Raw genomic sequence first — 25643 nt, 5'->3', positions numbered from 1 at the left:
AACCAACATTTTCATGGTTATTTAAAATGGCATTGCTAGATGCAAAAGCCAGTCGTGTAAGATTGCTTCTGTTTATGTCTTCCATAATTTTGGGTATATCTGCGGTCGTTGCTATTCAGTTATTTTCTGAAAATCTAAGAGATAATATTAAAAGGCAATCTAAAAATCTCATGGGAGCCGATTATATTATAGATACTCGCCAAGAACCAACGGAGCGTGCTCAAGAAATTATTGACTCTCTACAACCTGATGCAATGGAAGTCAATTTTGTTTCGATGATAGCATTCCCGAAAAATGGAGGTACAAAATTAGTGAATGTTAGAGGTATGCAAGGAGATTTTCCATTTTACGGCACCATGAAAACAGAGCCAATTGTCGCTTCCAAAAATTATCAAGACAAAAAAGGAGCTCTAGTTGATGCTACATTGATGTTACAGTATAATATTTTAACTGGTGATTCTATCAAAGTTGGTGAAGTGATATTTCCGATACTAGGTTCATTAAAATCTGTACCTGGAAGCAATGCTGTTTCAACTTCGGTTGCACCTCCGGTGATAATACCATATAGTTCAATTGATGATACAGAATTATTACAATTTGGTAGTCGCAAAGAATTTCAATTTTTTTATAAAGCATCAGACACGCTAGATTTAAATGCCTTTGAAGATAAAATTGATCCTATGTTAGATTTGGCAAATGCAGATTTAGATACACATACAAGTACAAGTCGTCGTTTAGGTAGACGATATGATAATGTTGGCAAGTTTTTGAATTTAGCAGCCTTTATAGCATTACTTCTTGGGTGTATTGGAATAGCTAGCTCAGTACATATTTACATAAGAGAAAAGCTTAAAGCAATTGCCATTTTAAAGTGTTTGGGAGCAAGCCGAAAGCAAAGCTTTTTAATTTTCTTAATCCAAATTTCTGGTATTGGTGTATTAGGCGGATTAATTGGATCATTTATTGGCGTGGTCTTACAAGGTCTATTTCCTTATATACTCAAATCATTTTTACCATTTGAAGTAGAAATGTCAGTTACAGTACAACCAATCATCATTGGTATTCTACTCGGATTATTTATGTCAGTGTTGTTTGCATTAATACCTTTATTACATACCTGGTATGTATCGCCCTTAAAGGTACTGCGAGTGAGTGAGGAGCCACAACAACCAAGGAAAGTGATCACCTTAGTATATTGCTCAATTTTACTTTTCCTGTTTTTATTTTCATTTTGGTTATTGAAAGATGCCTCTTACGCATTAATTTTTGTTTTAGGAGCAGTTATAACTTTTATTATTATAGCAATAGTCGCTAATCTCTTCATGAAATTGGTAAGACGCTTTTTTCCTAAAACTTGGAGTTTTACGTCCAGACAAGGCTTACTTAATTTGTACAGGCCGAATAATCAAACAGTTGTTCTTGTATTAGCTATTGGATTAGGCACCTTTCTTATAAGTACATTGTATTTTACGAAAGATATTTTACTGTCAAAAACAGAAGTGGGACCTACTGCTGAAAATGCCAATATTATCATATTAGATGTACAAAGTCATCAGAGAGAAGCAATGGTATCTCAACTGAACGAAAGTGAAGTACCTATTTTGGATAATATTCCATTAGTAACCATGCGCATGCATCAAATAAAGGATAAACTTCTTAATGAACTAAGGCAAGACACAACAAGACAAGTAAGAGGTTGGATTTTAAATCATGAGTTTAGAACTACTTATCGTGATAAACTAATAGCGTCAGAAATACTTATTAATGGCGAATGGACGGAGGAATTAGGGCGTAATGAGCCTATAGTAATATCTATATCAGATAATTTGGCAGCTGATGCAAACGTTGAAGTCGGGGATAAAATAGTTTTTAATGTCCAAGGTGTTTTAATGGAAACAACTATTGGAAGCATTAGACAGGTAGATTGGGGACGCATGCAACTTAATTTTTCAATTGTTTTCCCAAAAGGAGTTTTAGAAGACGCTCCTCAATTTAGTGTATTCACCACAGCTGCTGAGAATGAACAAGTTTCTGCTAATCTACAGCGTAATTTAGTAGAGAAGTTTCCGAATGTAACTATCATAGACTTAAGACAAGTATTTAATATTGTTGAAGATATTTTAGACAAAGTTGCATGGGTCATAAATTTTATGGCATTCTTTAGCATCATAACTGGACTGATAGTTCTAATAGGATCAGTTAGAACAAGTAAATACCAGCGTATTAAGGAAAGTGTTCTTTTACGTACAATAGGTGCCAAAAATCCTCAAATACTAAAAATTTCTGCACTGGAGTATCTCTTTTTGGGAGCATTGGGTAGTTTAGTTGGTATTTTGCTCGCCCTTATCAGTGGGCTATGTTTAGCACTATTTATTTTTAAAGAACCCTTTACACCATCGGCAATTCCATTCGTAGTATTCTTACCTGGAATTACATTAATTGTTTTGATAATTGGTCTAAGTAATATTAGAGCAGTATTAAATAGTTCTCCATTAGAAGTACTTAGACGAGAAGTATAAGAATTATATTAGATACAAATAGCTAATCTAATAGTGAGGTTATCCCATTATTAATAACACACTAAGGTGCCAGTAATGGTGCTTTTTTTATTCGTATATAATTCTAATAATCAGTATATTTAAGGCTAAAACCAATCAAATCAATTTTGCTCAATAAAAACTAAATTCATTAATGAAAAAATTATTCTACTTCTCAGTAATAATACTACTTTACGTTTCTTGTAATGATAATAATAACAAGAATGAAAAGGCAACTTTTGAGGACACCCAAGCCACTGTAGGTAAGAATTTTACAGGTAATAATGCGACCGTTTACCTAACAGCTCAAAATACAGATAAAAGGTTGGCTTTAGACTCAGAAAATCAATTTACAAACGCAAATCAACCCTTAGAAACGGAAATAGCTGTTTTTGTAAATCCAGAGAAAAAATTCCAAGAGTTTTTAGGAATTGGAGGTGCTATTACAGATGCGTCTGCCGAGGTTTTTTCAAAATTAACTGAAGATAAACAAGAGGAATTACTAAACGCCTATTTTTCAGATGATGGTATAAATTATAATATCATAAGAACTAGTATTCATAGCAGCGATTTTGGTATAGGAAGCCACACCTATATTGAAGAAGGGGATAAGGAACTTAAAACATTTTCAATAAAGAAGGATAAGGTAAAACGAATTCCTATGATTAAACGTGCGCAAGCACTTATTAAGGATGATTTAGTGTTTTATGCTAGTCCATGGAGTCCACCTGCTTTTATGAAAACAAATAAACACATGCTTCAAGGTGGTAAATTGTTACCAGAATATAATCAGACTTGGGCGGATTATTTTGTGAAGTTTATTCAAGCGTACGAAGCGGAAGGAATACCTGTTTGGGGAGTTACCATTCAAAATGAACCTATGGCAGTACAACGATGGGAGTCTTGTATCTATACAGCAGAAGAAGAACGAGATTTTCTAAAAAACTATTTAGGCCCAACCTTCGAATCTAACGGCTATAGCGATAAGAATATTGTAGTTTGGGATCATAACAGAGACTTAATTTCGCATAGAGCGAATACTATTTTTGAGGATCCTGAGGCATTTAAGTATGCTTGGGGAATAGGGTTTCATTGGTATGAAACATGGACAGGTGGTGATCCAAAATATGATAATCTAAAAAACGTTAAAGAATCCTTCCCAACTAAGAATTTACTATTTACCGAAGGTTGTCAGGAAAAGTTCGATCCTACCCAATACCAACGTTGGTCAAATGCAGAGCGATACGGCAATTCTATGATAAACGATTTTAATAGCGGAACAGTAGGTTGGACCGATTGGAATATTCTGTTAAATGAAAACGGTGGGCCAAATCACGTTCAAAATTTTTGCTTTGCACCAATACACGCGGATACTCAAAATAATGAACTTATTTACACACCAACATATTATTATATAGGTCATTTTTCAAAATTTGTTAAACCAGGTGCAAAACTTATAAGTACTACAGCAAGTAGAAGTACTATAGAGAGCTCATCTTTTCAAAATCCAGATGGGCAAATAGTTACTGTAGTGATGAATAAAACAGATGAACCAATAGCCTATAAACTATTAGTCGGTGAGAGTGAAATAGCTTTAGATATACCAGCTCATGCTATGCAATCGATTATATATTAGAAAAAGGATAAAATAGTATAATATTGTGTTAAAAGCGATGTTCTCAGATACTCATTTAATTATTAGTTTTGAAATAGTTGAATGAAACATAAAGTAATTGATACTTAATATCATTAAAAAGAAACATTCAAGACTCATCAAAATAAAAGCTCTTGTTATTCAGGGGCTTTTTTTAGAAATTAGTAATAAAGGGTAGGGATTTATGGACGTAACATGTTATATATTAAAACAAACTAAATTATTATGAAAAAATCAGTATTTATTCTTTTAGCATTTCTAATTTCCAATTGTTCAGATGATGATACAGTAGATCCAACTGTCTTTAATAACAACCTCTCGATTATAGAAAATCTAGAAAATGGTGTTGCAGTCTTAGATATTACAAACGCTTTAGGCGCTGAGGTATTCTATGGATTAGAATATGGTGGTGGATACATTTATTATGTTAATGAGATGGATGGTTCATTAATGGTTGCAACAAATTATTCTCAAATTGGAACTAAATCTTGGGGCGATCATTTTGATTTAACTAATGGTGAAGCAATTGGTGATGGGGAGTTAAACACCGAACAAATTGTTAATGGGAATTTAGCTGATAATAGTAGTGTTCCAAATGGTTTAGAATTTGGTAGCGACGATTATGCATTTAAAATTGCTTATGACCTAAATCATAATTCCTATGACGATTGGTTTATACCAAGTCGTAGTTCTGCAGAAACTATCTTTAATAACCTTCATCTACAAAATATTGGAGATTTTGATGAAACATTGTTTTATTGGACATCAACAAAAGCAGGATATCAACCGTATGTCATTAGTTTTAATTCTAATTTTGGAGGAGAGACATTTCTAGGCTCCTGTTTTAATTCTAATGCAATTATATTGGTCAGAAAAATATAATATCACAGAAATTAAAGAAGGCCAACTTTGAAGAAAGTTGGCCTTTAAAATTGCGTTAGATTTTAAATTTCCAATTCTCTAAAAGATATTTAATTCAGCGCAACATATGCCTTGTTATTAACTTCACTGTCAATTTTGAATTTCAAATTTTTAATTTCATTGTCCTTTTTGATTTCTACTTCATATATTCTATATGTACTACTATTAGAGTTATAGTATACTTTTTGTAGGTTATTAGAAATAGACCATTGGTTATTGTACACTCACATAGAAAACCAAATAATAACAATTGTCTTATAATTTATATTATGTAAAATAGTATTTTGAGCTTACCGCTTTCCTATAATAAATATTAATTATTTTTTTACTTCATAATAAAATTCAGTATTTAAATAGTAATATTTTTACTACATATATAAACGTTTTAACGAATTATTAATTCATTAATCTATTTTATACACATTTATTTTATAAATTCGTTCCACTCCAAATTAAAAAAACTTAATCTAAATGAAACTATCTCGATTACGATCTAATTCGACCAAATCTAGAATTCAATTACTACATCAATATTATTCATATACCGGTTTTTATGAATTTGTTTTGCTTGCATTGAAAAATGCCTTTCCATATATAGTTGGTTTTATTGCAGCAATTGTTACGTTAAATCAGTTTGTTGATATTAATTTGACTTTAGAACGCGTTACACAACTATTACCAGTTTATGGTGTTTTAGGTTTCTTCTTTGTTTCAGAAACTATACTTGGTCTTGTGCCTCCTGAGATATTTATCGCCTGGTCTGGTAATATGCCAAGACCATGGCAGTATTTAAGTATTTTGGCATTATTGTCTTACTCTGGAGGTTTAATGGCCTATTGGTTCGGAAAATGCATTACAACTATGCCAACTGTTCATAACTATTTAGAGGTGAAAATGGCAAAACAACTTAGAAACTCGAAAAAATGGGGCGGTATACTCATCGTAATCGGAGCCATATTACCATTGCCATTTGCAGTATCGTGCATGACAGCAGGTATTATTAATTACCCTTTTAAAAGTGTTATGTATTATGGTTCATTGCGCATCATTCGCATTTTCGCATATGGCTTTGTTATTTTCAGTATGTTATAGAGATATGTATTTTTTTATAGTTGGTATATAATTTTTTAATCCTTATCGCTGTCAATGTATTCATAACCTTGATTAATACCTTTTTCAATAGCAGGAACGCCACGATCCATCCAAATAGGCTTTGGTTCTCCTTTTAAATAATAATCAAAAAATTGCGCCATTCTTATATTAAAATCCACACGGTTTTGCATTTTTAGTGGCCAATGTGGTTCGTCGTTATAATTCAAGAACCAAGAAGGTTTTCCAAGACGTCTTAAACTCACAAAAAACTCAATACCTTGATACCATGGCACATGACCATCAGCATCATTATGCATTATCAATAGTGGTGTATTAATTTTATCGATATTGAAAATCGGAGAATTTTCAATATAGCGTTGGGGGTATTCCCAAGGCGTACCTCCTATTCTACTTTGTGTATGTTCGTATTGGAATTGACGGCTTAGACCTGTCCACCAACGAATTCCACCATAAGCGCTAATCATGTTTGGAACCGGGGCACCAGATTCGGCAGCTTTAAAAATATCTGTTTTGGTAACCAGGTATGCGATTTGATATCCTCCCCAACTATGACCTTGAACTCCAATATTATCCTTGTCTATAAAGCCTTTTTCAATTAACATGGTTATTCCAGGAATAACACAGTTAAAAGCACTTTCACCAGGATAACCATCTCGATAGTATACATCAGGATTAAAAATTACATAACCTCTACTTGCATAGAACGGATAGTTTATTGTACTACGACCATAGCTTGGTGCTCGATGACGATACAATCCGTCAGAGCTTTTCTCATAGAAATTAACGATTAATGGATATTTCTTTTTAGAATCAAAATTTTCTGGTTTAATCAACATTCCTCTTAAAAGTTTGCCATCTAAAGAAGTCCATTCTACCATTTCTGAAGTTCCCCAGTTATAATCACCTTGTTGTGGATTAGCATCTGTTATTTGCTTTGGTGATTTAAATGAAAGATTAGTACTCCAAAAATTAGGGAAATCTGTGAAGGACTGTCTGGTGAATACAAGTCGATTCTTTTTATCGTTTTGTGCCATTGCAATTTGACCATATGAATATGGTCCTTCTTCTAATTGTTTTAGTGACTTTCGTTTTGGATTGTAACTCGCCGTTCCGCCATATTTATTGCCTTCATTGAATGTGCTTAACATCCAATTTTTACTTTCAGAAATTGATCTTTCTTCATTATCTAACTTTACATAACGGTAACGAACCTTAGATGCTCTACCATTGGTTAAATTTTCTGGTTTTCCAGTATCAGGATCAAATGACCAAATATCAAAACGATCATAAATCAGGAATTTAGCATCATTCTCGGTCCACCCTGCATAACCGTAACTGTATGGGTCATCCGGATAATCGTGTAATTCGTTATAAAATTGACGTCCCTTAGTTAATGCAGTATACTTTAAAGTGTTAAGGTTATAAGTGTACCAAGTGCTATCCTTTCGGCTATAGCCATATAGATAGTTTCCTTTTGGACTTATTGAACTTCCTCCATATACTTTCTTAGCTATATCAGTGCGTTCGCCAGTATTTAAATCTAAGCGTTGCATATCCATTGGACGCTGGGCCGTCCATTGACTCTGTAATAAATACGGTGTTTGGTTACCTAAAACTGCATATCTACTATTCCCTTCATCACTGTATCTTGCTAAGTCATATTCTGTATCGGCAACTGGGATAACCTTATTGCTGGTAAAATCGTATAAACTCATATACGCTTTTTTCTTATCGTTTTTTAGATCTAATTCTTGAACAGTATATAATCTAGGTTCATCATAAGTCCAAACTTCTACGTTAACGATTTCCTCATCAAGTAAAGTTGTGTCTTGAACAATTGGTGTTGTTTGTAACCCAAAGAATAATCGGTTTTCATTTTTTGAAAATCTTAATTGTTCATCACTAGAAACCAACATATTTGCGCCATTTTCTTTAGAATCTGCTATTAATTTAGCAGTAGTATCTCCTTGATTCCAAGCATAGAGTTTAGGCATTTTTATTAAGCTTTTAGTTGAGTCCGCATCTACCACAAAACCTATGCGTCTACCTGATTCTGATATACCCAACTGAGGATATTTAGTTTTATGGTGACTAGACATTAACAAAGTCTTGGAAGCTTTGTCTATATCATAACTATAAACACCACCTCCAAGGCTATCTATTGTGCCTGAAGTTGCATAAACCAGATGACGTCCTTCCTTAGCCATGGCATAGCGATGTACGTATTTAAGAGTGTCTTCAACACCTGTTTCTAGGTTTCTTATTACCAGATGAAAACCATTGTCTTTAGAGACCTTTTTTAATTTCTTTTTAACTTTAGTGGTATCATTCTCTTTTGATTTTGAAGTGTCTTTATTGGTAGATTTTGGTGCTTCTAACGTATAAGCAACTATTCCAGACCATTTTTCTGGCATTTTATAGGATTTTACATTCGGAATCTTTTGCAGTGATTTACTATCTAAATTATAAATCAGTAAAGAATCCTTTGGTAAATCTTTCTTTTTCAACTTTTTACGCTTCATTTCTCTAATACTATCCTTTAAAGCATTGACTGCAAACACTACATGTTTAGAATCATATGAAAATGCACCACCTTTACTGCGTTCATAGGTCATTATTTTTCTGCCATCCATATCGTGTAAATGAAGTTTTTGGTCTTTTTCCTCTGGTCCAAGATTATAAAGCATATAATCACCTGAATTTGAAACTTCAACATTTCTAATACGGTTCCATAATGCCTTATCTTCGTGCTGCATTACTTTCTTCTGTGCTGTTGTATTTATTGTAAAGAATAACAGCCCTAAAATCATTAAAATTCTCATATAATTTTTCAGTTTAATTATTGTTTTCGTAACCACGTCCTTGTGTATACAGTGCACTGCCATATACTAGCTTTTGTTCAAAATTATTCAATATTTAAATAGAAGAATGGTTAATTTACCCACTCAAATCTCAGAATAATCTATTATATACATTATTTAATCCTTAGGAGGATAACCATGTATTTCCTCAAATTTCTCATCAAAATTAGCCCGTAGATAAGAGTTTAATTTCATTTTGTAGTCATCTTTTAACCACTTCAAGAAATTATGGGTGCTTTTACTTATACACTTGGCGTAAGTTTCAATTCTTTGATTTATATCATCTTTAAGCAGTTTTGCTAAAGCTATGGCATCATATACATCCTCACTGTTTTCGATACATATTTTAGCGTGATGCTCTATAGACCGTTCAAGCACCACCTTTGACGATTCTCCGTTATCCACAGCATCTTTGTAGCACTGACGAATATCAAAATAAGTAACTTCTGATTTAGAAAATTCATCCTTAATTTCATCTGCCAATTCATGTTTAAAGTTGGCCTCAATGGCTTCGTCACTTTTAATACGATCTGCATACCAATTAGGTGACTTAAATATTAATTGCCAGTCTAGGTCAGCTCCCCAAGGTCCAAAACGATACAAGTTATTCCCTAAATCTATGATAGTAAATTTAGATTTATTGTTCAAAATTCTAGATCCTCGTCCTACCATCTGATAGTAGAGCGTAAGAGATTTTGTTGCTCTATTTAAAAGAATAGTGTCAATTGTAGGTTCATCAAAGCCAGTGGTAAGGATACTTACTGAAGTTAAAATGGCATCCGGTGTTTCATGAAACCAATCTAGAATTTGCCTTCTTTGTTTTTTATTTGCCGTATTATCTAAATGCATTATGGGCAGGCCTGCTTGTCTAAAGGCATAATAAACACTAATTGAAGTATTAATACCATTATTAAAAATCAAAGTCTTCTTCCCTAGTGAATGTTTTTTATAGGCATCAATTGTTTTTTGCAACATTGCAGGGCTAGTATATAAATCTTCTGAAGATTTCACAGTATAATCACCATTTGAACCTATTTCTAAGGACGTAAGTCCCATGTCGTAAGCATAGGTTTCTGCTCTAGCCAAAAATTCGTTTTCGATAAGGTTTTCAATAGTTTCACCCGCAATTAACTCATTATAATTGTCCTTCATTGGTAAGTCCTTGTTAGAACTTAAAGGGGTTGCCGTAACACCTAATATGAACGATTTTTCAAAGAACTTGAATAATTTAGTAAATGAATTATAGTGTGCCTCATCAATAATAACCAGCCCAACATCAGAAATGTCTAGCATATTATCGTTTAACCTGTTATTTAAAGTCTCAACCATTGCAACAAAACAAGTGTACTCAGCTTGATTATCTAGATTTGCATTGCTACTTACAATCTTATTGGTAACACCAAAACTAGTGAGCATTTTAGAAGTCTGATTACAAAGCTCAATACGGTGTGTCATTACAAGAACCTTTTTATTATGGTTTTTTAGGTATTGACGAACCATTTCAGAAAAAATTACCGTCTTCCCTCCTCCGGTTGGTAATTGATACAATAAATGATAATCATAAGGAGCTGTATCAAATTTTTCGAAAATTTTACTAATGGCACCTTGTTGGTAGTCGTATAATTCTTTATCAGTCTTCTTTTCTTGGACTGTTTGATTATCTTGAGACATACTTACTATGTTTGTTAATTATTGAGGTACAAAAATAGTCTATTTTAACAGATGTTAAAGCGATTTGAGTTCAACAATAATTGTGTTAATTTTGCATTCTTTCAGTATATAGTATATAACAAAAATGAAAAAATCCCTTTTATGTTTCATATGTCTAGTTATTACACTTTATGTACAATCACAGGAAAACCCTTCACATAGAAGCTTAAAGATTCAACTTCCTGTTGCATCGCTTAATAAACTGGCAAATCCAAATGAAATAGAAATACCACTGATTGAAAAAGACTCAGTTCTAAATATAAAATCTATATTAAACATAAAGGAGGATCACTGGAATACGATAGTATATAATCCCTACAAAGACTATGCACCTGATTATCCGTTTAAAATATTTTTTGAAGACTCGGTTTATGCATCACCAATTTTAAAGGAAAAAGTTATTACATCTAGATATGGCTGGCGTCGAGGCAGACCTCATAAAGGTATTGATATAGATTTGGTTACAGGAGATAGTGTAGTCTCAATGTTAGATGGTATAGTACGTTTTGCAAGATATAGCGGAGGTCACGGTAAAACAGTTGTTGTTAGACATTACAACGGTTTAGAAACAACATATGCTCATCTTTCTCGTATTGGAGTTAAAGCAAATGATAGTGTTTCAAAAGGTCAGTACCTTGGTAAAGGTGGTAATACGGGCAACTCCAGAGGGAGTCATTTACATCTCGTAACCAGTTTTAAAGGGGAATATATTCACCCTGAATATTTATTTGAAATTACCGAAGACAATAAAGTACGTTCTAAAGAGCTTTGGGTAACACGTAAATGGACGAGAACAAGATATCATAACTCTAGACGACTGACTAAACTAGCGTTGTATGAAACTGAAGAGGAAGCTCGTAAGAGTTTAATTAAACAAACAAAGGTTTATATAGTTAGAAAAGGTGATACTTTGTCAAGAATTTCTAACAGAAATAATATAACTATTGCTTCAATTTGTAAGTCTAATTCAATCAGGAAAAACTCAACTCTCAGAATTGGCCAGAAGCTAATATTAGAGCTTTGATTTTATTGGTAAATAAACGTCCTCTTCAGACTTATCACTATTATTGATATATTTCTTTCCCATAACTTGAAAATGAGGCCTACTATCTACTTTATAGCCAGAATTTGGTAACCACTCAGACAATATTTCACGGTATAATGCACCAGCATCCATTCCCTTTAGAACAAAAACTGCATACTCGCCTGCAGGAATAGTTAGGCCACTCAACCCTTCTGGAATATTATTTAAGTCAGACACTTCTGCACATGCCCAAATATCAAAAGCCAATTTGGTGTTAGAAAAGTCTTTATAGTTCTGCAGAGCAATAAGTTCTTCATTTAGAGTATTGGTCACCTTAAATTTATTTGGCATAAACTGTTTCCACAAAGCAATAATTTTATGCATTTCACCATGATGCATACTACCTCGCATTCCTATAAGGTGTTTTTCACCAATTGTCTTAATAGTTGGATTCAATAGTTGACTACGATTTTTTAACTCTCACAGCATTCATTCCCCTTTGTCCTTTCTCGAGTTCAAAAGTAACCTTATCATTTTCAATTATATCATCGATTATACCACTAACGTGGGTGAAGTATTTCTCGTTTGTTTCTGTGTCTATTATAAAACCAAATCCCTTTGAGCTGTCGTAAAATGAAACCTTACCTTTTCTAATCGGATCAAACTCTTCCTCATCACCTTCTTCCTTTTTTGGAATACCGATTTCAATATTTTCGGCCTTTACTTTTACTTTCATAGAAGGATCTGGAGGTGTATCAGTTAAATTACCATTATAATCAACGTAAGCTATTGGTATTCCCTGAGACCCACCTTCTTCTTTGGCAAGTTTACGCGCCTCCATTTTTTTGCGTTTGTCTTCACGCTTTTTTAATCTCTTTTTTTCTTTTTCACTTTTACTAAATGTCTGTTGTGATCTACCCATGTAATGATTTAAAATTAATATTCACTTGCTTAAGAAAATACTAATAATGATTACTAAATAACTTACGAAACAGAGAATCTTAAAATACCGAAAAAATAACTTGGAATACTTGTTACTTGTGAGGTGTACCTTCAATAAACTTAGTGTAAAGGTACTGTTTCTTTTTAAAATTATATGTACTCTGAAGATAAGTTTTCAACAACAAGGCCATCCTCTAAACTCATGATTAAACCTTGAGCAGCCCGTTCACCTGACAACATCGCTCCATTTAATGATCCATTTAATAAATGGTCTCCGGCTAAATATATGTTTGGCTTCAATTGTGTTTCAGTTGGTGAAATCTCGTATTGCAAATATTCTAAGTCTGGTAAAGCCTGCTTTATATGGTAGGTTTTGATAAATTTTAAAACTTCAATATTGCAATACTTTTTCAGGTCTTGTTCTACCCTCTCAGTTAGTTGTTGTTCATTTAATTGATGCTCTTTTACTACAGTGACAGAAAGCAATTCATTATCACCTCTAGAAGAGGTCTTGATACTATTATGAAAAAAGATATTATTAATTAAGGCATCATTATCAGCCACTAAACCGATTAGAGGCTTATCAATGTTACGTTTATCGACTTCAAAATATAAACAATAACAAGATTTCCACTGTTGTTCCTGATCCTTTAAATTTGAAATAAATTGACTTGGTGAAGTGGCGATAATTGTGAAATGTGTATCTAATACTTCACCATTATCTAATAGTATTCTATTGTCTTCTACAGATTTAACCTTAGTGTTAAATCTAAATTGGGTATGTTTAAGTTGGTCTTTAATTTGATTAGGTATTGCTCCGATTCCAGCTTTTGGAAGTGTAGCAGATCCCTCTCCAAACATCTTATAGACAAACTCAAACATAATACTGAGAGTTCTGAGTTCAGGTTCTAAGAATATTCCAGAGAAAAATGGTTTAAAGAAATTATCAATTATCTTATCTGAAAATCCATAATCCTTTAAATATTCTAGAGTAGATTGTGATTTTTCCTGAAAAATTTGATTTATGGATTTCTTTTTTAACTGTCTGTTTAACTTCAATATTTTCAATTTGTCACTTAGTGTACCGACTGATGCCATTATGGTTGGTAACAACAAACCTAAATTACGACTTGGATCTCCTATGGTTTGTGACTTAGCATTAGTAAAAATGGTTGCACCTGGTAAAAATTTTTGAAGGTCTAAGTCATTATAATCCAAATGCTCTTGAGCTTTTGGATAAGCATCAAGTAATACTTGAAAACCATGATCTAATTGATATCCATCAACAATGTCCGTTTTAACTCTACCACCAACATTATCAGAAGATTCTAGAATGATTGGCCTATAACCATTAGCTTCTAAAGTTTTAGCTGCTATTAACCCGCTAATTCCAGCACCAATAATATGAATTATATATTCCTCTCTTTCCATTTATTGTCTAAAGATTGTACCTATGTATTCTATTTCTTCATTCAATGAATAAACCTTCAAAAAAGCCTTACCATTTGGCATTATTCTAATATTGAATTGAAATGACATTTCTCCAGAAGCAAGGTCAAATGACAGTTCTACTGATTGGTTTTCATCATTGGTTTGCACTTTGTAATTCTTAATTCTGTCCTTTTCAAATGAAACAACACTAGATTTAGAACTTGTAATAGGTATTAATGACCCAGATAACTTGTTTTCAATAAAGGATACCTTACTATAGTTTTTTTCGCGTTGTGAACCATCATAAACCATGAGAGATCTAAACTCATATGAGTTACTTTCTATAATTGTCTTATTTCTCTCATATGTTTTTTCAAGTGTAATATTATCTGTTTTATGGGATTGAGCTGTTATACCTGAAATTGAAAAAATAAAAATGATAAAAACTAATGAGATTGATTTTAAGAATTCATAAAATAGGTTTTTCATTTGTATGCTCAGTGTATTTAAAGATTGGTTTCATGTATATAACATGCTAAAGATAATTAATCGAAATTGAGTATTAATATTTTTTATTAAAAGCTGTTAAAAACACCATTTAAAATACAATTCTCATGTATTTTTGTACAAATATTTTCTAATGACAAAACTGTTGCCACTATTCAGAATTACTGCTATTCTCGAAGGGCTTTCATACATTTTATTACTATTCATTGCAGTGCCTATCAAATATTTACAAGATGACCCACAATTTGTAAAAATGCTAGGTATGCCACATGGTTTATTTTTTATGGCCTATATAGTCCTTGCAGTAATGCTTGGTGCTGAATTAAAATGGCCTAACAAAACATTATTTATTGTCCTTGTTGCCGCAATAATTCCTTTTGGAACTTTCTATATTGACAAAAAATATTTAAGAAATGAAAACGCTTAGTATAAGACATTATATATATGACCTCTTGATGGAAAAGGGGTTTTCAGAAACTTCAGCTCAGTACATAAACATGATTTGTTTATTGTTAGCTGTATTAGTTATTGCGTTTGTAGTTGATTTTATTACAAAAAGACTTCTTTGGCGTTTTTCTGCTGGTCTTGCAAAACGGACTAAAACCAATTTTGATGATATCCTAATTAGTAATAAACTACCAAGAAACATAGCGCACATAATTCCGCTTATAATTCTTATAGAATTTGTTCCTGAGGTTTTTACAGATTTTGAATATGCCGAAGATATTATTGAAAAAACTTTAAAAGTTATTACTGTAATATTAACGCTTAGGATAATTAGAAGTTTTTTAAATTCTATTAAAGACTATCTAAAAACATTAGCTAAATATAAAGACAAACCTGTTGATAGTTACATACAAGTATTTATGATATTTGCATGGATTTTAGGCGTCTTTGGAATCTTTTCTATCCTTACAGGTATTACTTTTTTGAAATTTGCATTTACCCTTGGTACTGCATCTGCAGTTATCCTGTTAATTTTTAAAGACACTATTTTAGGGTTTGTAGCAAGTATTCAAGTGTCTATTAATGACATGGTGCGTATTGGAGACTGGATTACTTTTGAGAAATATGGTGCTGATGGTGATGTCATAGAAATAAACCTGGCAACTGTTAAAGTGCAAAATTGGGATAAAACAATAACAACCATTCCGACATATGCTTTGATATCTGATTCTTTTAAGAACTGGAGAGGTATGATGTCTTCTGGTGGTAGGAGGATAAAACGATCAGTTATTATAAAAACTTCGACTATAAAATTTTTAACGGATGAAGATATTCAGCGCTTTAAAAAAATTCAATTAATATCTAGTTTCATAGAACAAAAATCAAAAGAGATTAAAACGTTTAATACAGATAATGCTATTGATAAATCTGTGCTTATCAATGGGCGCAATTTGACCAATTTTGGAGTGTTTAGAAAATACCTTTTAACCTATGTTGAGAATCACTCAGCTATAAACCATAATATGACTTTAATGGTCCGTCAACTAGAACCAACACCTCAAGGTATACCAATGGAGATTTATGCATTTAGTGCAGACATACGCTGGCAAAATTATGAGTTTATTATGGGTGATATTTTTGATCATGTTTTAGCTTCTGTATCTTATTTTGATTTAGAAATTTACGAACTAAGTGTTGCAAATTCTGATTAACTTTTAGATAACTTAAAACGGCATTGTTAATAACAACGTTAACAAGATATCGATGCTATAAAAATATTCTTAGGGTTAATAATTAAATTTAATTCCAAATTAATCCTACCTAATCATGAACAAACGATCCGAAAACCTACACACTATTAGACCTATTATAGCCTCTGCTAAAATTTATGAAGCAATGAGTGCTGACGAAAAGTTTCAAAATGAAACCCTAAGACCTATAATAAAAATGCAACATGATTTATTTGTTGCCGTCTTTAAAAATTATATTTCTAAGCGCAAGAATGTATTTTATGAACTGTCATTACAAAAGCAGTTAGATTATATGGAAAATGCTATTCACAAGGACATGAAGTTTAGAAATTCTATTAAGGGTATGATTATTGGCCAATTTACAATTGAAGAGTACGATACTTATATTCAAAATTCGTCTGCATTAAATAAGCGTATGATGAATATTGTAAAGAATCGCCTAATAAATAGCATTCAATTGTTTATAAAGCCAGATGTTCTAAAGGCTGTCTAAAGCAAAGATTCTCCATTTAAATTTGTTGTGAGAACATCACTCATATAATCAAAGAATGGTCTCACATTGACAAATGAGGTGTTTACATCATCTAGGAAACCCTTTGAATTAACCTCTTTATCAGTATATTTTTTAATAAATATAAATTGCTTTTTCCTAATCAAATCAATTGCTTGGTGTTCTTTATCAAATCCCTTTGGAGCTGTTTTTAATTCGTCACCAACAAAACCTCCCCAAGTATTATTGAATTTTGTCTGATTTAATATTTCACGTATTTCACTATCATCCATTTCAAACTCTTTTCTTATCCTGAACAAATCTTCCTTGTTTGGCTCCCAAAATCCAGTAGCAATAAATGACTCATTTTTTGGTTGTAGATGCAAATAGTAGCCACCTCTCAATTCAGGTTTTTTTCTATGAAACGAACCACCGAAATGGGTTTTATATGGAAGTTTATTTTTAGAAAATCTTACATCTCTATAAATTCTAAAAACTTTTACCTTATCTATTTGATCATGGTTATTCAATAATTCACCAAGAGAGTTGTAGGCTTCCTTTACTTTGGTTTCTATTGCTTTAAATTCTGCTTTATTATCGTTAAACCAATCTCTATTGTTGTTTTTGGATAATTTTTTTAGAAAAGGAAGAGTCTCTTTTGGAATTGTATTGACCATTGTATTTAACTATTTATATAAAAATAGAAAAAGCCTTTTAAATATGGTATTTACTTAACTATGAATTAACGATTCTTCTAATGATTGAAGTTTCTTAATAGCCCCAAAACTCAAATGTTAAAAAATAAACTTGCGTAGTGATATAATTTTCACTATCATGCACTCCTATTTAAAATTCACAATAAATTTATGGGTAGACCAGCAACTAGACCAACCAAATTAAAGGATGGTTTTTACATTGAAATTAGAAACAAAGGCTCAAAATCAGGTGTTAAACTTTACAGTGGTACAAAATTACAAATGCATCGTGCAATTAAAATGTACGAGCGTTCTAAAGAGGTCATCATTCTTGGTGAATCTGTTAACGGTAAATTTGTAGATAAAGAGCCAAAATTACATGTTGTAGAATAAGAAATTTAATATTTTAAATTAAAGGGTGTTAGCAAAAACTAACGCCCTTTTTTCTTTGTGTAAAATCAATTTATCAAACATTTTTAATTGTTTTTTTATAAATTGTAATAGGTATAACTAACTAAATCATCAATATTATGACATCAACAACACAAAAACCACCAGTATGGTTTTGGATTATTAGTGTATTAGCTTTAGTCTGGAATGCAATGGGTATAATGGCCTATTTGGGCAGAGCATTTGCTACAGACGAAATGATTGCGGCACTTCCAGAAGAACAGCAAGCAGAATTTCTAGTGGAATATCCTGCATGGTATACTGCAGCATTTGCCTTAGCAGTATTCGGTGGTGCCTTAGGAGCTCTTTTCTTATTGATCAGAAAAAAATGGGCAATCTCAATGTTTGTTTTATCAGCTCTGTCTGCCATAGTTCAGCATGTTTATTTATTTATAAACGTTGAGGGTATGAGTTTAACAATGCCAATAATGGTAATGGTAATTTGTGTTGTACTAGTTTGGTTTGCTAGACATTCATCATCTAAGAACTGGATATCTTAAAAATTAACCAACCAATCAATAAAGAGGTATTAGTATTTACTAATGCCTTTTTTGGTTTTAAAATATTAGATTTGGTAACAAATAAAAATTATGAAGTTAGGTACAATTGATTGGGTAATAATCATTTTCTTTTTAAGCTTATTTGCATTTATTGGTGTATATGTTTCCAAACGCGCTGGTAAAAACACTAATGAGTTTTTTCTCTCTGGTAGAAATATGCCTTGGTGGTTATTAGGTGTAAGTATGGTAGCAACCACATTTGCGGCTGATACACCAGGACTTGTGACTGAATTGGTTAGAAATGATGGTGTATCTGGCAATTGGGTTTGGTGGGCATTATTGCTTACAGGTATGCTAACTGTATTTTTTTATGCAAAACTATGGAGAAGAAGTGGTATTACAACTGATCTTGAATTTTATGAACTTAGATATACTGGTAAAAGTGCTGCATTTTTAAGGGGATTTAGAGCCATTTATTTAGGTGTAATATTTAACATTATTACAATGGCTGGTGTATGTTTAGCCGGAGTAAAAATTGCTAATATTTTGCTTGGTTTTTCACAAGAGCAAACCTTAATATATTCTTCAATAATTGTTGTTTTTTATGCATCTTTAGGAGGATTGAAAGGTGTACTTATAACCGATTTCATTCAATTTATTATTGCAATGATTGGTAGTATTTGGGCCACGATCTATATTGTTGGTCTACCTGAAATAAATGGTTTGTCAGCGCTCTTAACTCATGATAGTGTAAGTTCTAAATTAGATTTTTTTCCTGATTTTAATAATACCGAGGCTTTAATTACCCTATTAATTATTCCTCTTGCTGTTCAATGGTGGAGTACATGGTATCCTGGTGCCGAACCAGGTGGTGGTGGATATATTGCTCAGAGAATGTTAGCTGCTAAGAACGAAAAACACGCAACTTGGGCAACCTTGTTCTTTAATTTTGCACATTATGCAATGAGGCCTTGGCCGTGGATTATTGTAGGTCTTGCTTCATTAGTTATATTCCCAGACCTTAATTCTATTTCAAGTGCATTTCCAGGTCTAACTGCTGAGATGCAAGGAGATGATGTTGCTTATGCCGCTATGATGACATATTTACCTGCAGGACTAATAGGAATTGTTATGACATCCTTAATCGCTGCATTTATGAGTACTATATCAACTCAATTGAATTGGGGAAGTTCTTATGTAGTTAATGATTTTTATAGTAGATTCATTAATAAAGAAGCATCAGAAAAACAAAAAGTACGCTTTGGTAGAATTTCTACTGTTTTATTGATGATTTTAGCAGCTTGGTTTTCTTTTTATTTGCAATCTGCAAAGGATGTATTTAACCTGTTATTACAGATAGGTGCTGGTACTGGTTTGCTTTTTATACTTAGATGGTTTTGGCATCGCGTGAATCCATTTAGTGAAATAGCTGCAATGGTGATTTCATTTTCTATTGCATTATTCTTTTTCATTAATGGAAAGTTAGATGTTCATATCATAGATTTACCGTCACATTGGCAATTAGTCACTGGAGTTGTAATTACCACATTGGGTTGGGTCTTGGTGACTGTATTTACCAAACCTACAAATCAAAAGACAATAGATGAGTTTGATAGCTTGGTTTTTGCTGGTAAATCTAAATTTAATGGTTTTGGATTAAAAATCGTAGCATTCATTATTGGTACCTTAGGAGTGTATTCAACATTATTCGGTATAGGTAGTTTTATTTATGGTAATACTATTAAGGGAATTATTCTTTTAAGCTTAAGTACAATAGCCTGTATAATTATAGTAAAAATTATCCAGAAAACTGATTAATCAAAATCTAAGGAATGGAGTATTAAACCTGATGCAGGAGCAATATAATCCATAACTTCCTGGCTATCATCTTTTAATGTTGAAGCAATATAATCTAGGGTTACTTCTCCCCTTCCTAATTTTATCAAACAACCAAACATTAATCTAATTTGATTACGCATAAATCCTTTTCCTCTAATTTTAAATACATATGTTGATTCGGGAAAGAAATTAGCGGAATATATGTTATTATTGGTAATTACAGATTTTTCAATTGTTCTAATATATTCACCTTTGTTAGTTGCGCGATAGCAATAAGATTTAAAATTATGAGTACCCTCAAATAACCTCGCACCTTCTTTCATTAATTCTACATCTAACCGATCTAAAATGGTAGATAAAATTGGCGCACAAAACGGGTGATTTTTAGTGCCTTCAGAGAAAACATAATGATATTCCTTAATTTTAGAATCTTGAATTATATTAAATTTTTGGTCTACCTCTTTAATCTTTAATGCTCTAATGTCTTGGGGTAAATTATGGTTGAATAATTGAAGAAAGGCATCAAAATCCTCTATCGGCTTGTCATAAAGAAACAGCTCTAATGCGGCTTCATTGGCAGAAACCATTGCATCCGTTCTTCCTGCACCTAAAGTTTTAAATTTTTGATCGCCTAAAATGAACTTAAACGTCCTATCGATCATTAAATGCAATGTTTTTACATCAGGTTGTTTTTGCCAACCATGAAAACGATAACCTAAATACTGAATTTTAATGAGGTAGTAATAGCGTTTATTAAACATAAATACAAGAACGCCATTTTGAAGTAACTACACAAATAAACTAGTTGTCTTTGTCTAATGGTAGTATTTCTTCTGTATATCTTATCGCAGTCCTATTAGAACCGTAAACGATCATATTGCTCTTGTAGTTAGTAAATACAACCATTCTAATCCTAAATTGTTCCACGGTACTATTAGCGTCAAATTGAATAATAATTTTATCGCCATCTTTCTTTTCTTCGATTGAAAAATCGGTATATAGACCAGAAAAATTAATACCATTATCTGAAATATCACTGAATCCCACATTACGCATTTCTCCAAAAAATGACAAACTACCTTTTGCAGTGTCACCATCTAAAATTAAAAAATCACCATTGCTTGACAAATTTATTTGACCTCCCAAGTTTTGAGTACCTTTCATTAATGCATTAGTAGCCCGTATTACATCATTAGATTGCATAGGATAAGCAAACTTAGCATCAAATTTAAATAATTTGGCCCGAACCATTTCTCTTAATTCTTCTTCCTTCTTAATTTCCTCAGGAGAGAATTCTTTTTTTGAACTACCACAAGCAAATAATATGGTAAAGATTAAATACAACAAAACAAACCTTAATTTCACAATATAGAATATTAAATCACACATTTAAAGATAATAATTATGTGTTTTTTAAATATTAAAATTCCTTGAAAATTGCATCAATAAAGGTACTTTTACTTTATGCTTAAAAACATGTCATAAGCTAGGTTTTAATTATTTTCAAAAGAATTGAAAAGTGAATTCTCACGACAAAGAAATATTACAAGAAATGTTTAATGGCTATCAGGGCACTCCTCTACTTTGGAAAGACAAAAAGGTATTTAATATGGAGCAATATGTTCCGGATTCGACATCCAAGCTCTTTATTAGAGATAAGGAATTTAATTCAATTCGTCTTGGGAATCTAGTAGAAAAGTTTGTGTCATTTCAGATACAAAATCTATCTAATGCAGAAATAATTGCAGAGAACTTACAGATAAATAAAGAAAAGGAGACCACTGGTGAGCTAGATCTATTGTTTCTTCTAGAACAACAACCAATTCATTTAGAAATTATTTATAAATTCTATCTGTTCGATTCTAATGCTGATCCTAATGATTCACTTGGGCATTGGATTGGACCCAACAGAAAGGATAGTTTGATTTACAAGCTCAACAAGTTAAAAAATAGGCAATTACCACTTCTCTTTAAGCCTGAAGCTATTTCAGCAATCAAAAGCCTAGGTATTGATGTGGCTAAAATTAAGCAACTCACATGCTTTAAAGCACAGCTTTTTGTACCTTATAAAAGTAATGCAGAAAAGCTTAAACCTTTAAATGAACAGTGCCTTACGGGTGAGTATTTCAATTATAATTTAATAGAGTCCTTGAAGAATTGTCAATTTTATATACCTACTAAATTAGAATGGCTGTGCAAAATCAGAAGTAATATAAAATGGTTAGATTTTAATACAGCACATGCTAAAATCAAGAAGTTTATCAATGAAAATAGATCACCTCTTATTTGGGTAAAACAGGAAAATAATAGCTTACAAAAATATTTTGTTACATGGTGGTGAATTTTAAATAAGAAAAAGGGTGCATCATTATTATAAAATATATAAACCCTATGGGTATTTAAGTCAATTTGTGAACAACCAGAAGAAAAGGAAAAGTAAGCATCTTTTAGGTGAGCTAGATGAATTTTCTAAAGATACTATGGCTGTTGGTAGATTAGACGAAAAATCTGAAGGTTTATTGTTACTGACAACAGATGGAAAGTTTAGCCAATTAATAACAAGTTCTAAAATTGAAAAAGAATACCACGTAATGGTAGATGGTATCATTGATGAAATAGCAATTAATGAATTAAGAAATGGTGTAGATATTACTGTAAAAGGCAAATTCTATAAAACACAGGCTTGCGATGTTTCATTATTATCTAATACAAGCCATATTATTGATAGGTTTGTGAGAGAAGAACGTCATGGTCCGACCTCATGGATTTCAATTATATTAAAAGAAGGTAAATATAGACAGGTAAGGAAAATGACTGCCAAGGTTGGATTTCCAACTCTACGCTTGGTAAGAGTACGTATTGGAAACTATAAACTAGAAGGCATGAAACCTGGAGATATTTCTAAATTTAATTATTAGAAGCTTCGTCATTGTCTTCCTTATCTCCTGCTTTAGGTTTTATTACAGTTTTTTGATTATTGAAGATTATCCTAGCTTTCACACCAGTTAAGAGATTCCACTCTTTTGAAGAAATTACTTTTCCTGCATCATCATAAACTACAAATTCAGCTGTATTTGGGCCAGAATCACCTTGATTAAGCGCGATGATATCTACTATATTTTTACCTTCTGCCAGGTTAACTTCAACTCTTCTGTAACTGTTAGTAAGTAATAGGTTATGTTTTACTATAAAACCATTTAATACAATTTGCACCCTATCACCATCAGGAAACTCATGATCTCTGCATACTATATTAACAAACTTTGTATCCACATTGTGTTCACCTAGAAACTGATCTGACATTGTTTTGATCACACCACCTTTTACAAGTTCTTTCTTCCAACGTTTTTCGTAAATCTCACCTGGACTTTTTAAACCATCATCATAAACCATGGAGAATGGCGTCTCAGATTCTTTCATTTTAAAGTTCTTAGTATCGTTTTTAGAACCTGAATTTTTATTGTCTTCCTTTTCTAATTTTGGTGCTACCTTAATTCTTAATGGAATGGAGTCTTTTTCCTTATCTGACTTCTCAGCAGGAATTCTTATGGATTTAGTTTTCTTGTCCTTAACTTGAGAATACACCATTGTGGCACATAACATGCTAAAAACAATTAATGTAGATTTGAGTGTTTTCACTTTTATTTAGACTAGAATTCTATTTTAAACTTGGGTTCAAAAACTGTACCTATTTCAAAATAAACGCTAAAAAATATAATTCCTTACAAAAAAACGTTAAAACTTACCGTTAAAACTTATTCTCAATTTCCTGTTATATTCCTCAAAAAGCCAATCTTTATAATTATCTGTACTATTCATAATACAGTAACTATATTGTTTAATACGGTATGCAATATCATCTTGCAACAACTTAGTTAATGCCCTTGCATCGTATACATCCTCACTGTTTTCAATACACATTTGAGAATGTTGGGCAATTGATAGTTCAATGACTGTAAAAGATTTTTTACCTGAGTTAATCACATCTTTATAAGTGGCTTTAACATCAAACTCCAAGCTGGAAGATTTTTTAAATTGTTCCTTTACAGATTCTGGCATAACGTAAACAAAATCGCGTTCTAATAACTCATCATCAATAATATTCTCGAGATATAAATCTGGATATTTAAAAATGTGTTGCCAGTCAACAGGTTGGCTCCAAGGACCAAACCTTGCAATATTGTTACCAAGATCTATAACTTGAAAAGTGTTTCTGTCTTTAAAAATTCTGCTACCACGACCAATCATCTGAAAATATAAAGTTAATGACCGAGTAGCTCTATTAAGTATGATTGATTCTACAGTTGGTTCATCAAATCCGGTTGTGAGAATACTGACCGAAGTCAACACAGCATCTGGAGTATTTTTGAACCACTTTAAAATATCCTTACGCTCTTGTTTACTCGCGGTATTGTCTAAATGCTTTACGTTATAACCAGCCTTCTTAAATGTATAATATACTTCCTTTGACGTATATATACCATTATTAAAAATCAGTGTTTTTTTACCTTTTGCTAATTCTTCATAGGCCATTAGCAACTTAGATTGCATTAATGTATTGGTGTAAAGTGCTTCAGAAGACTTTACGGTATAATCTCCATTAATACCTATTTTTAATGTGGTTAAACCAACATCATAATGATACAAATCTGCTGTAGCTAAAAATCCATTCTTAATAAGTGTAGCAATATCATCACCAACTATAAGTTTATCATAGTTATCTTTCATTGGTAACTTAATATTACTACTTAAAGGTGTTGCAGTAACTCCCAATATAAAGCAGTTCTCAAAAAATTTGAATAACTTTCTAAATGAGTTATAATGAGCCTCGTCAATGATTACAAGTCCCACATTATTTAACTCAAAATCTTTATCAGATAATCTATTATTAAGTGTTTCAACCATTGCCACAAAACACTTGTAATCGTCTTGATCTGGTAAGGTTTTAACCTTACTGTTTATGACTTTATTCTTAACCTTAAATCCTGTAAGAACATTCGAAGTTTGTCTACACAACTCAATACGATGCGTTAAGATTACCACCTTTTTATTGTGCTTTTCAATGTAACGTCTTACTATCTCAGAAAAAATTACAGTCTTCCCTCCTCCGGTTGGTAATTGATACAGCAAATTAAACTTATCATCTTCCTCGTCCATTACATCAAAAATGCGGTTGAGGTCCTTAATCTGATAATCATAAAGGCGCTTTTCTGTAATATTTTCGTTTAACGTTCCTGTAGACATTGAAAATTGCTAAGTCATTAATTTTGCA

At 32.1% G+C, this 25643-nt stretch carries 24 protein-coding genes; 13 read left to right on the top strand and 11 right to left on the bottom strand.

What is annotated here, in order from left to right:
- Nucleotides 1-26: 26 nt before the first annotated feature.
- From DUZ96_RS08340 to DUZ96_RS08325, 4 genes are all read left to right on the top strand, one after another.
- The gene (locus DUZ96_RS08340) at nucleotides 27-2519 is read left to right on the top strand and encodes an ABC transporter permease (RefSeq protein ID WP_114301484.1); all 2493 of its coding nucleotides are present in this window, start codon (nucleotides 27-29) and stop codon (nucleotides 2517-2519) included.
- Between the two features lie 172 nt (nucleotides 2520-2691).
- Nucleotides 2692-4173, top strand: coding sequence for a glycoside hydrolase family 30 beta sandwich domain-containing protein (locus tag DUZ96_RS08335; protein WP_114301483.1), 1482 nt, complete (start codon nucleotides 2692-2694; stop codon nucleotides 4171-4173).
- Nucleotides 4174-4416: 243 nt separating this feature from the next.
- Nucleotides 4417-5073: a hypothetical protein gene (locus tag DUZ96_RS08330; protein WP_114301482.1), complete on the top strand. Its 657-nt coding sequence runs from the start codon at nucleotides 4417-4419 to the stop codon at nucleotides 5071-5073.
- Nucleotides 5074-5583: 510 nt separating this feature from the next.
- Nucleotides 5584-6204: a YqaA family protein gene (locus DUZ96_RS08325; protein WP_114301481.1), complete on the top strand. Its 621-nt coding sequence runs from the start codon at nucleotides 5584-5586 to the stop codon at nucleotides 6202-6204.
- A gap of 35 nt (nucleotides 6205-6239) precedes the next feature.
- Here DUZ96_RS08325 and DUZ96_RS08320 read toward each other — a convergent pair whose 3' ends face one another.
- Entirely contained in the window at nucleotides 6240-9047 is a 2808-nt protein-coding gene (locus DUZ96_RS08320) for a prolyl oligopeptidase family serine peptidase (RefSeq protein ID WP_181855256.1), read from the bottom strand.
- Between the two features lie 156 nt (nucleotides 9048-9203).
- Complete coding sequence (locus DUZ96_RS08315; RefSeq protein WP_114301479.1) at nucleotides 9204-10757, bottom strand: DEAD/DEAH box helicase; 1554 nt, start codon at nucleotides 10755-10757, stop codon at nucleotides 9204-9206.
- A 124-nt stretch (nucleotides 10758-10881) separates the two neighbouring features.
- On the opposite strand from DUZ96_RS08315, the gene DUZ96_RS08310 reads away from it, so the two are divergent.
- The gene (locus DUZ96_RS08310; protein WP_114301478.1) at nucleotides 10882-11820 is read left to right on the top strand and encodes a peptidoglycan DD-metalloendopeptidase family protein; all 939 of its coding nucleotides are present in this window, start codon (nucleotides 10882-10884) and stop codon (nucleotides 11818-11820) included.
- Here the strand turns inward: DUZ96_RS08310 and DUZ96_RS08305 are convergent.
- The 4 genes from DUZ96_RS08305 to DUZ96_RS08290 all read right to left on the bottom strand — a co-directional run bounded on the left by DUZ96_RS08305 (nucleotide 11809) and on the right by DUZ96_RS08290 (nucleotide 14682).
- Nucleotides 11809-12276 (bottom strand): GyrI-like domain-containing protein, encoded by a 468-nt coding sequence (locus DUZ96_RS08305; RefSeq protein ID WP_114301477.1) that lies wholly within the window; start codon nucleotides 12274-12276, stop codon nucleotides 11809-11811. The two genes, DUZ96_RS08310 and DUZ96_RS08305, sit on opposite strands and share 12 nt — an antisense overlap.
- 7 nt (nucleotides 12277-12283) lie before the next feature.
- A complete protein-coding gene (locus DUZ96_RS08300) occupies nucleotides 12284-12742 on the bottom strand; it encodes a cold-shock protein (protein WP_114301476.1) in 459 nt (152 codons plus the stop codon).
- 170 nt (nucleotides 12743-12912) lie between these two features.
- Entirely contained in the window at nucleotides 12913-14193 is a 1281-nt protein-coding gene (locus DUZ96_RS08295) for an NAD(P)/FAD-dependent oxidoreductase (RefSeq protein WP_114301475.1), read from the bottom strand.
- On the bottom strand, nucleotides 14194-14682 hold the full coding sequence (locus tag DUZ96_RS08290) for a DUF4251 domain-containing protein (RefSeq protein WP_114301474.1): 489 nt from the start codon (nucleotides 14680-14682) through the stop codon (nucleotides 14194-14196).
- 151 nt (nucleotides 14683-14833) lie between these two features.
- Here DUZ96_RS08290 and DUZ96_RS08285 point away from each other — a divergent pair, with 151 nt between their 5' ends.
- The 3 genes from DUZ96_RS08285 (at nucleotide 14834) to DUZ96_RS08275 (ending at nucleotide 16890) form a co-directional block, all read left to right on the top strand.
- Entirely contained in the window at nucleotides 14834-15127 is a 294-nt protein-coding gene (locus tag DUZ96_RS08285) for a DUF3817 domain-containing protein (protein ID WP_181855255.1), read from the top strand.
- Nucleotides 15114-16358 carry a mechanosensitive ion channel family protein gene (locus DUZ96_RS08280; RefSeq protein ID WP_114301473.1) on the top strand — a complete coding sequence of 415 codons (1245 nt, stop codon included), beginning with the start codon at nucleotides 15114-15116 and terminating at the stop codon, nucleotides 16356-16358. The genes DUZ96_RS08285 and DUZ96_RS08280 overlap by 14 nt, the downstream gene beginning before the upstream one ends.
- Before the next feature lie 115 nt (nucleotides 16359-16473).
- A complete protein-coding gene (locus DUZ96_RS08275) occupies nucleotides 16474-16890 on the top strand; it encodes a glyoxalase (protein WP_114301472.1) in 417 nt (138 codons plus the stop codon).
- Here the strand turns inward: DUZ96_RS08275 and DUZ96_RS08270 are convergent.
- Nucleotides 16887-17564, bottom strand: coding sequence for a DUF2461 domain-containing protein (locus DUZ96_RS08270; RefSeq protein ID WP_114301471.1), 678 nt, complete (start codon nucleotides 17562-17564; stop codon nucleotides 16887-16889). The two genes, DUZ96_RS08275 and DUZ96_RS08270, sit on opposite strands and share 4 nt — an antisense overlap.
- A 189-nt stretch (nucleotides 17565-17753) precedes the next feature.
- Between DUZ96_RS08270 and DUZ96_RS08265 the strand changes: the two genes are divergently transcribed.
- The 3 genes from DUZ96_RS08265 to DUZ96_RS08255 all read left to right on the top strand — a co-directional run bounded on the left by DUZ96_RS08265 (nucleotide 17754) and on the right by DUZ96_RS08255 (nucleotide 20350).
- Complete coding sequence (locus tag DUZ96_RS08265) at nucleotides 17754-17975, top strand: hypothetical protein (RefSeq protein ID WP_114301470.1); 222 nt, start codon at nucleotides 17754-17756, stop codon at nucleotides 17973-17975.
- Between the two features lie 137 nt (nucleotides 17976-18112).
- Nucleotides 18113-18532: a hypothetical protein gene (locus DUZ96_RS08260; protein WP_114301469.1), complete on the top strand. Its 420-nt coding sequence runs from the start codon at nucleotides 18113-18115 to the stop codon at nucleotides 18530-18532.
- Nucleotides 18533-18622: 90 nt separating this feature from the next.
- Nucleotides 18623-20350: a sodium:solute symporter family protein gene (locus tag DUZ96_RS08255; RefSeq protein ID WP_114301468.1), complete on the top strand. Its 1728-nt coding sequence runs from the start codon at nucleotides 18623-18625 to the stop codon at nucleotides 20348-20350.
- On the opposite strand, the gene truA is transcribed toward DUZ96_RS08255, so the two are convergent.
- Both truA and DUZ96_RS08245 read right to left on the bottom strand, forming a co-directional pair.
- The gene (truA, locus tag DUZ96_RS08250; RefSeq protein ID WP_114301467.1) at nucleotides 20347-21132 is read right to left on the bottom strand and encodes a tRNA pseudouridine(38-40) synthase TruA; all 786 of its coding nucleotides are present in this window, start codon (nucleotides 21130-21132) and stop codon (nucleotides 20347-20349) included. The two genes, DUZ96_RS08255 and truA, sit on opposite strands and share 4 nt — an antisense overlap.
- Nucleotides 21133-21172: 40 nt before the next feature.
- Complete coding sequence (locus tag DUZ96_RS08245; RefSeq protein ID WP_181855254.1) at nucleotides 21173-21736, bottom strand: DUF4251 domain-containing protein; 564 nt, start codon at nucleotides 21734-21736, stop codon at nucleotides 21173-21175.
- A 154-nt stretch (nucleotides 21737-21890) separates the two neighbouring features.
- Here DUZ96_RS08245 and DUZ96_RS08240 point away from each other — a divergent pair, with 154 nt between their 5' ends.
- Nucleotides 21891-22712, top strand: a complete 822-nt coding sequence (locus DUZ96_RS08240) for a DUF1853 family protein (RefSeq protein WP_114301465.1) — start codon at nucleotides 21891-21893, stop codon at nucleotides 22710-22712.
- A 70-nt stretch (nucleotides 22713-22782) separates the two neighbouring features.
- Nucleotides 22783-23289: a pseudouridine synthase gene (locus DUZ96_RS08235; protein WP_409010767.1), complete on the top strand. Its 507-nt coding sequence runs from the start codon at nucleotides 22783-22785 to the stop codon at nucleotides 23287-23289.
- Here DUZ96_RS08235 and DUZ96_RS08230 read toward each other — a convergent pair.
- Together DUZ96_RS08230 and DUZ96_RS08225 are read right to left on the bottom strand one after the other, a co-directional pair.
- A complete protein-coding gene (locus DUZ96_RS08230; protein ID WP_147267071.1) occupies nucleotides 23279-24010 on the bottom strand; it encodes a hypothetical protein in 732 nt (243 codons plus the stop codon). The two genes, DUZ96_RS08235 and DUZ96_RS08230, sit on opposite strands and share 11 nt — an antisense overlap.
- A gap of 96 nt (nucleotides 24011-24106) precedes the next feature.
- On the bottom strand, nucleotides 24107-25615 hold the full coding sequence (locus DUZ96_RS08225) for a DEAD/DEAH box helicase (protein WP_114301462.1): 1509 nt from the start codon (nucleotides 25613-25615) through the stop codon (nucleotides 24107-24109).
- Nucleotides 25616-25643 lie beyond the last annotated feature (28 nt).

Origin of the sequence: Winogradskyella sp. KYW1333, assembly GCF_003335675.1 — a bacterium.
Taxonomy (GTDB): domain Bacteria; phylum Bacteroidota; class Bacteroidia; order Flavobacteriales; family Flavobacteriaceae; genus Winogradskyella.
The sequence above is the reverse complement of the archived record's forward strand: the minus strand, read 5'-3'. Positions and strand labels throughout refer to the sequence as shown.

Bases quoted from the DNA above. Each gene is read 5' to 3' on its own strand.
- DUZ96_RS08340 (WP_114301484.1), top strand. From the start codon at position 27: ATGGCATTGCTAGATGCAAAAGCCAGTCGTGTAAGATTGCTTCTGTTT.
- DUZ96_RS08335 (WP_114301483.1), top strand. From the start codon at position 2,692: ATGAAAAAATTATTCTACTTCTCAGTAATAATACTACTTTACGTTTCT.
- DUZ96_RS08330 (WP_114301482.1), top strand. From the start codon at position 4,417: ATGAAAAAATCAGTATTTATTCTTTTAGCATTTCTAATTTCCAATTGT.
- DUZ96_RS08325 (WP_114301481.1), top strand. From the start codon at position 5,584: ATGAAACTATCTCGATTACGATCTAATTCGACCAAATCTAGAATTCAA.
- DUZ96_RS08320 (WP_181855256.1), bottom strand. From the start codon at position 9,047: ATGAGAATTTTAATGATTTTAGGGCTGTTATTCTTTACAATAAATACA.
- DUZ96_RS08315 (WP_114301479.1), bottom strand. From the start codon at position 10,757: ATGTCTCAAGATAATCAAACAGTCCAAGAAAAGAAGACTGATAAAGAA.
- DUZ96_RS08310 (WP_114301478.1), top strand. From the start codon at position 10,882: ATGAAAAAATCCCTTTTATGTTTCATATGTCTAGTTATTACACTTTAT.
- DUZ96_RS08300 (WP_114301476.1), bottom strand. From the start codon at position 12,742: ATGGGTAGATCACAACAGACATTTAGTAAAAGTGAAAAAGAAAAAAAG.
- DUZ96_RS08295 (WP_114301475.1), bottom strand. From the start codon at position 14,193: ATGGAAAGAGAGGAATATATAATTCATATTATTGGTGCTGGAATTAGC.
- DUZ96_RS08290 (WP_114301474.1), bottom strand. From the start codon at position 14,682: ATGAAAAACCTATTTTATGAATTCTTAAAATCAATCTCATTAGTTTTT.
- DUZ96_RS08285 (WP_181855255.1), top strand. From the start codon at position 14,834: ATGACAAAACTGTTGCCACTATTCAGAATTACTGCTATTCTCGAAGGG.
- DUZ96_RS08280 (WP_114301473.1), top strand. From the start codon at position 15,114: ATGAAAACGCTTAGTATAAGACATTATATATATGACCTCTTGATGGAA.
- DUZ96_RS08275 (WP_114301472.1), top strand. From the start codon at position 16,474: ATGAACAAACGATCCGAAAACCTACACACTATTAGACCTATTATAGCC.
- DUZ96_RS08270 (WP_114301471.1), bottom strand. From the start codon at position 17,564: ATGGTCAATACAATTCCAAAAGAGACTCTTCCTTTTCTAAAAAAATTA.
- DUZ96_RS08265 (WP_114301470.1), top strand. From the start codon at position 17,754: ATGGGTAGACCAGCAACTAGACCAACCAAATTAAAGGATGGTTTTTAC.
- DUZ96_RS08260 (WP_114301469.1), top strand. From the start codon at position 18,113: ATGACATCAACAACACAAAAACCACCAGTATGGTTTTGGATTATTAGT.
- DUZ96_RS08255 (WP_114301468.1), top strand. From the start codon at position 18,623: ATGAAGTTAGGTACAATTGATTGGGTAATAATCATTTTCTTTTTAAGC.
- truA (WP_114301467.1), bottom strand. From the start codon at position 21,132: ATGTTTAATAAACGCTATTACTACCTCATTAAAATTCAGTATTTAGGT.
- DUZ96_RS08225 (WP_114301462.1), bottom strand. From the start codon at position 25,615: ATGTCTACAGGAACGTTAAACGAAAATATTACAGAAAAGCGCCTTTAT.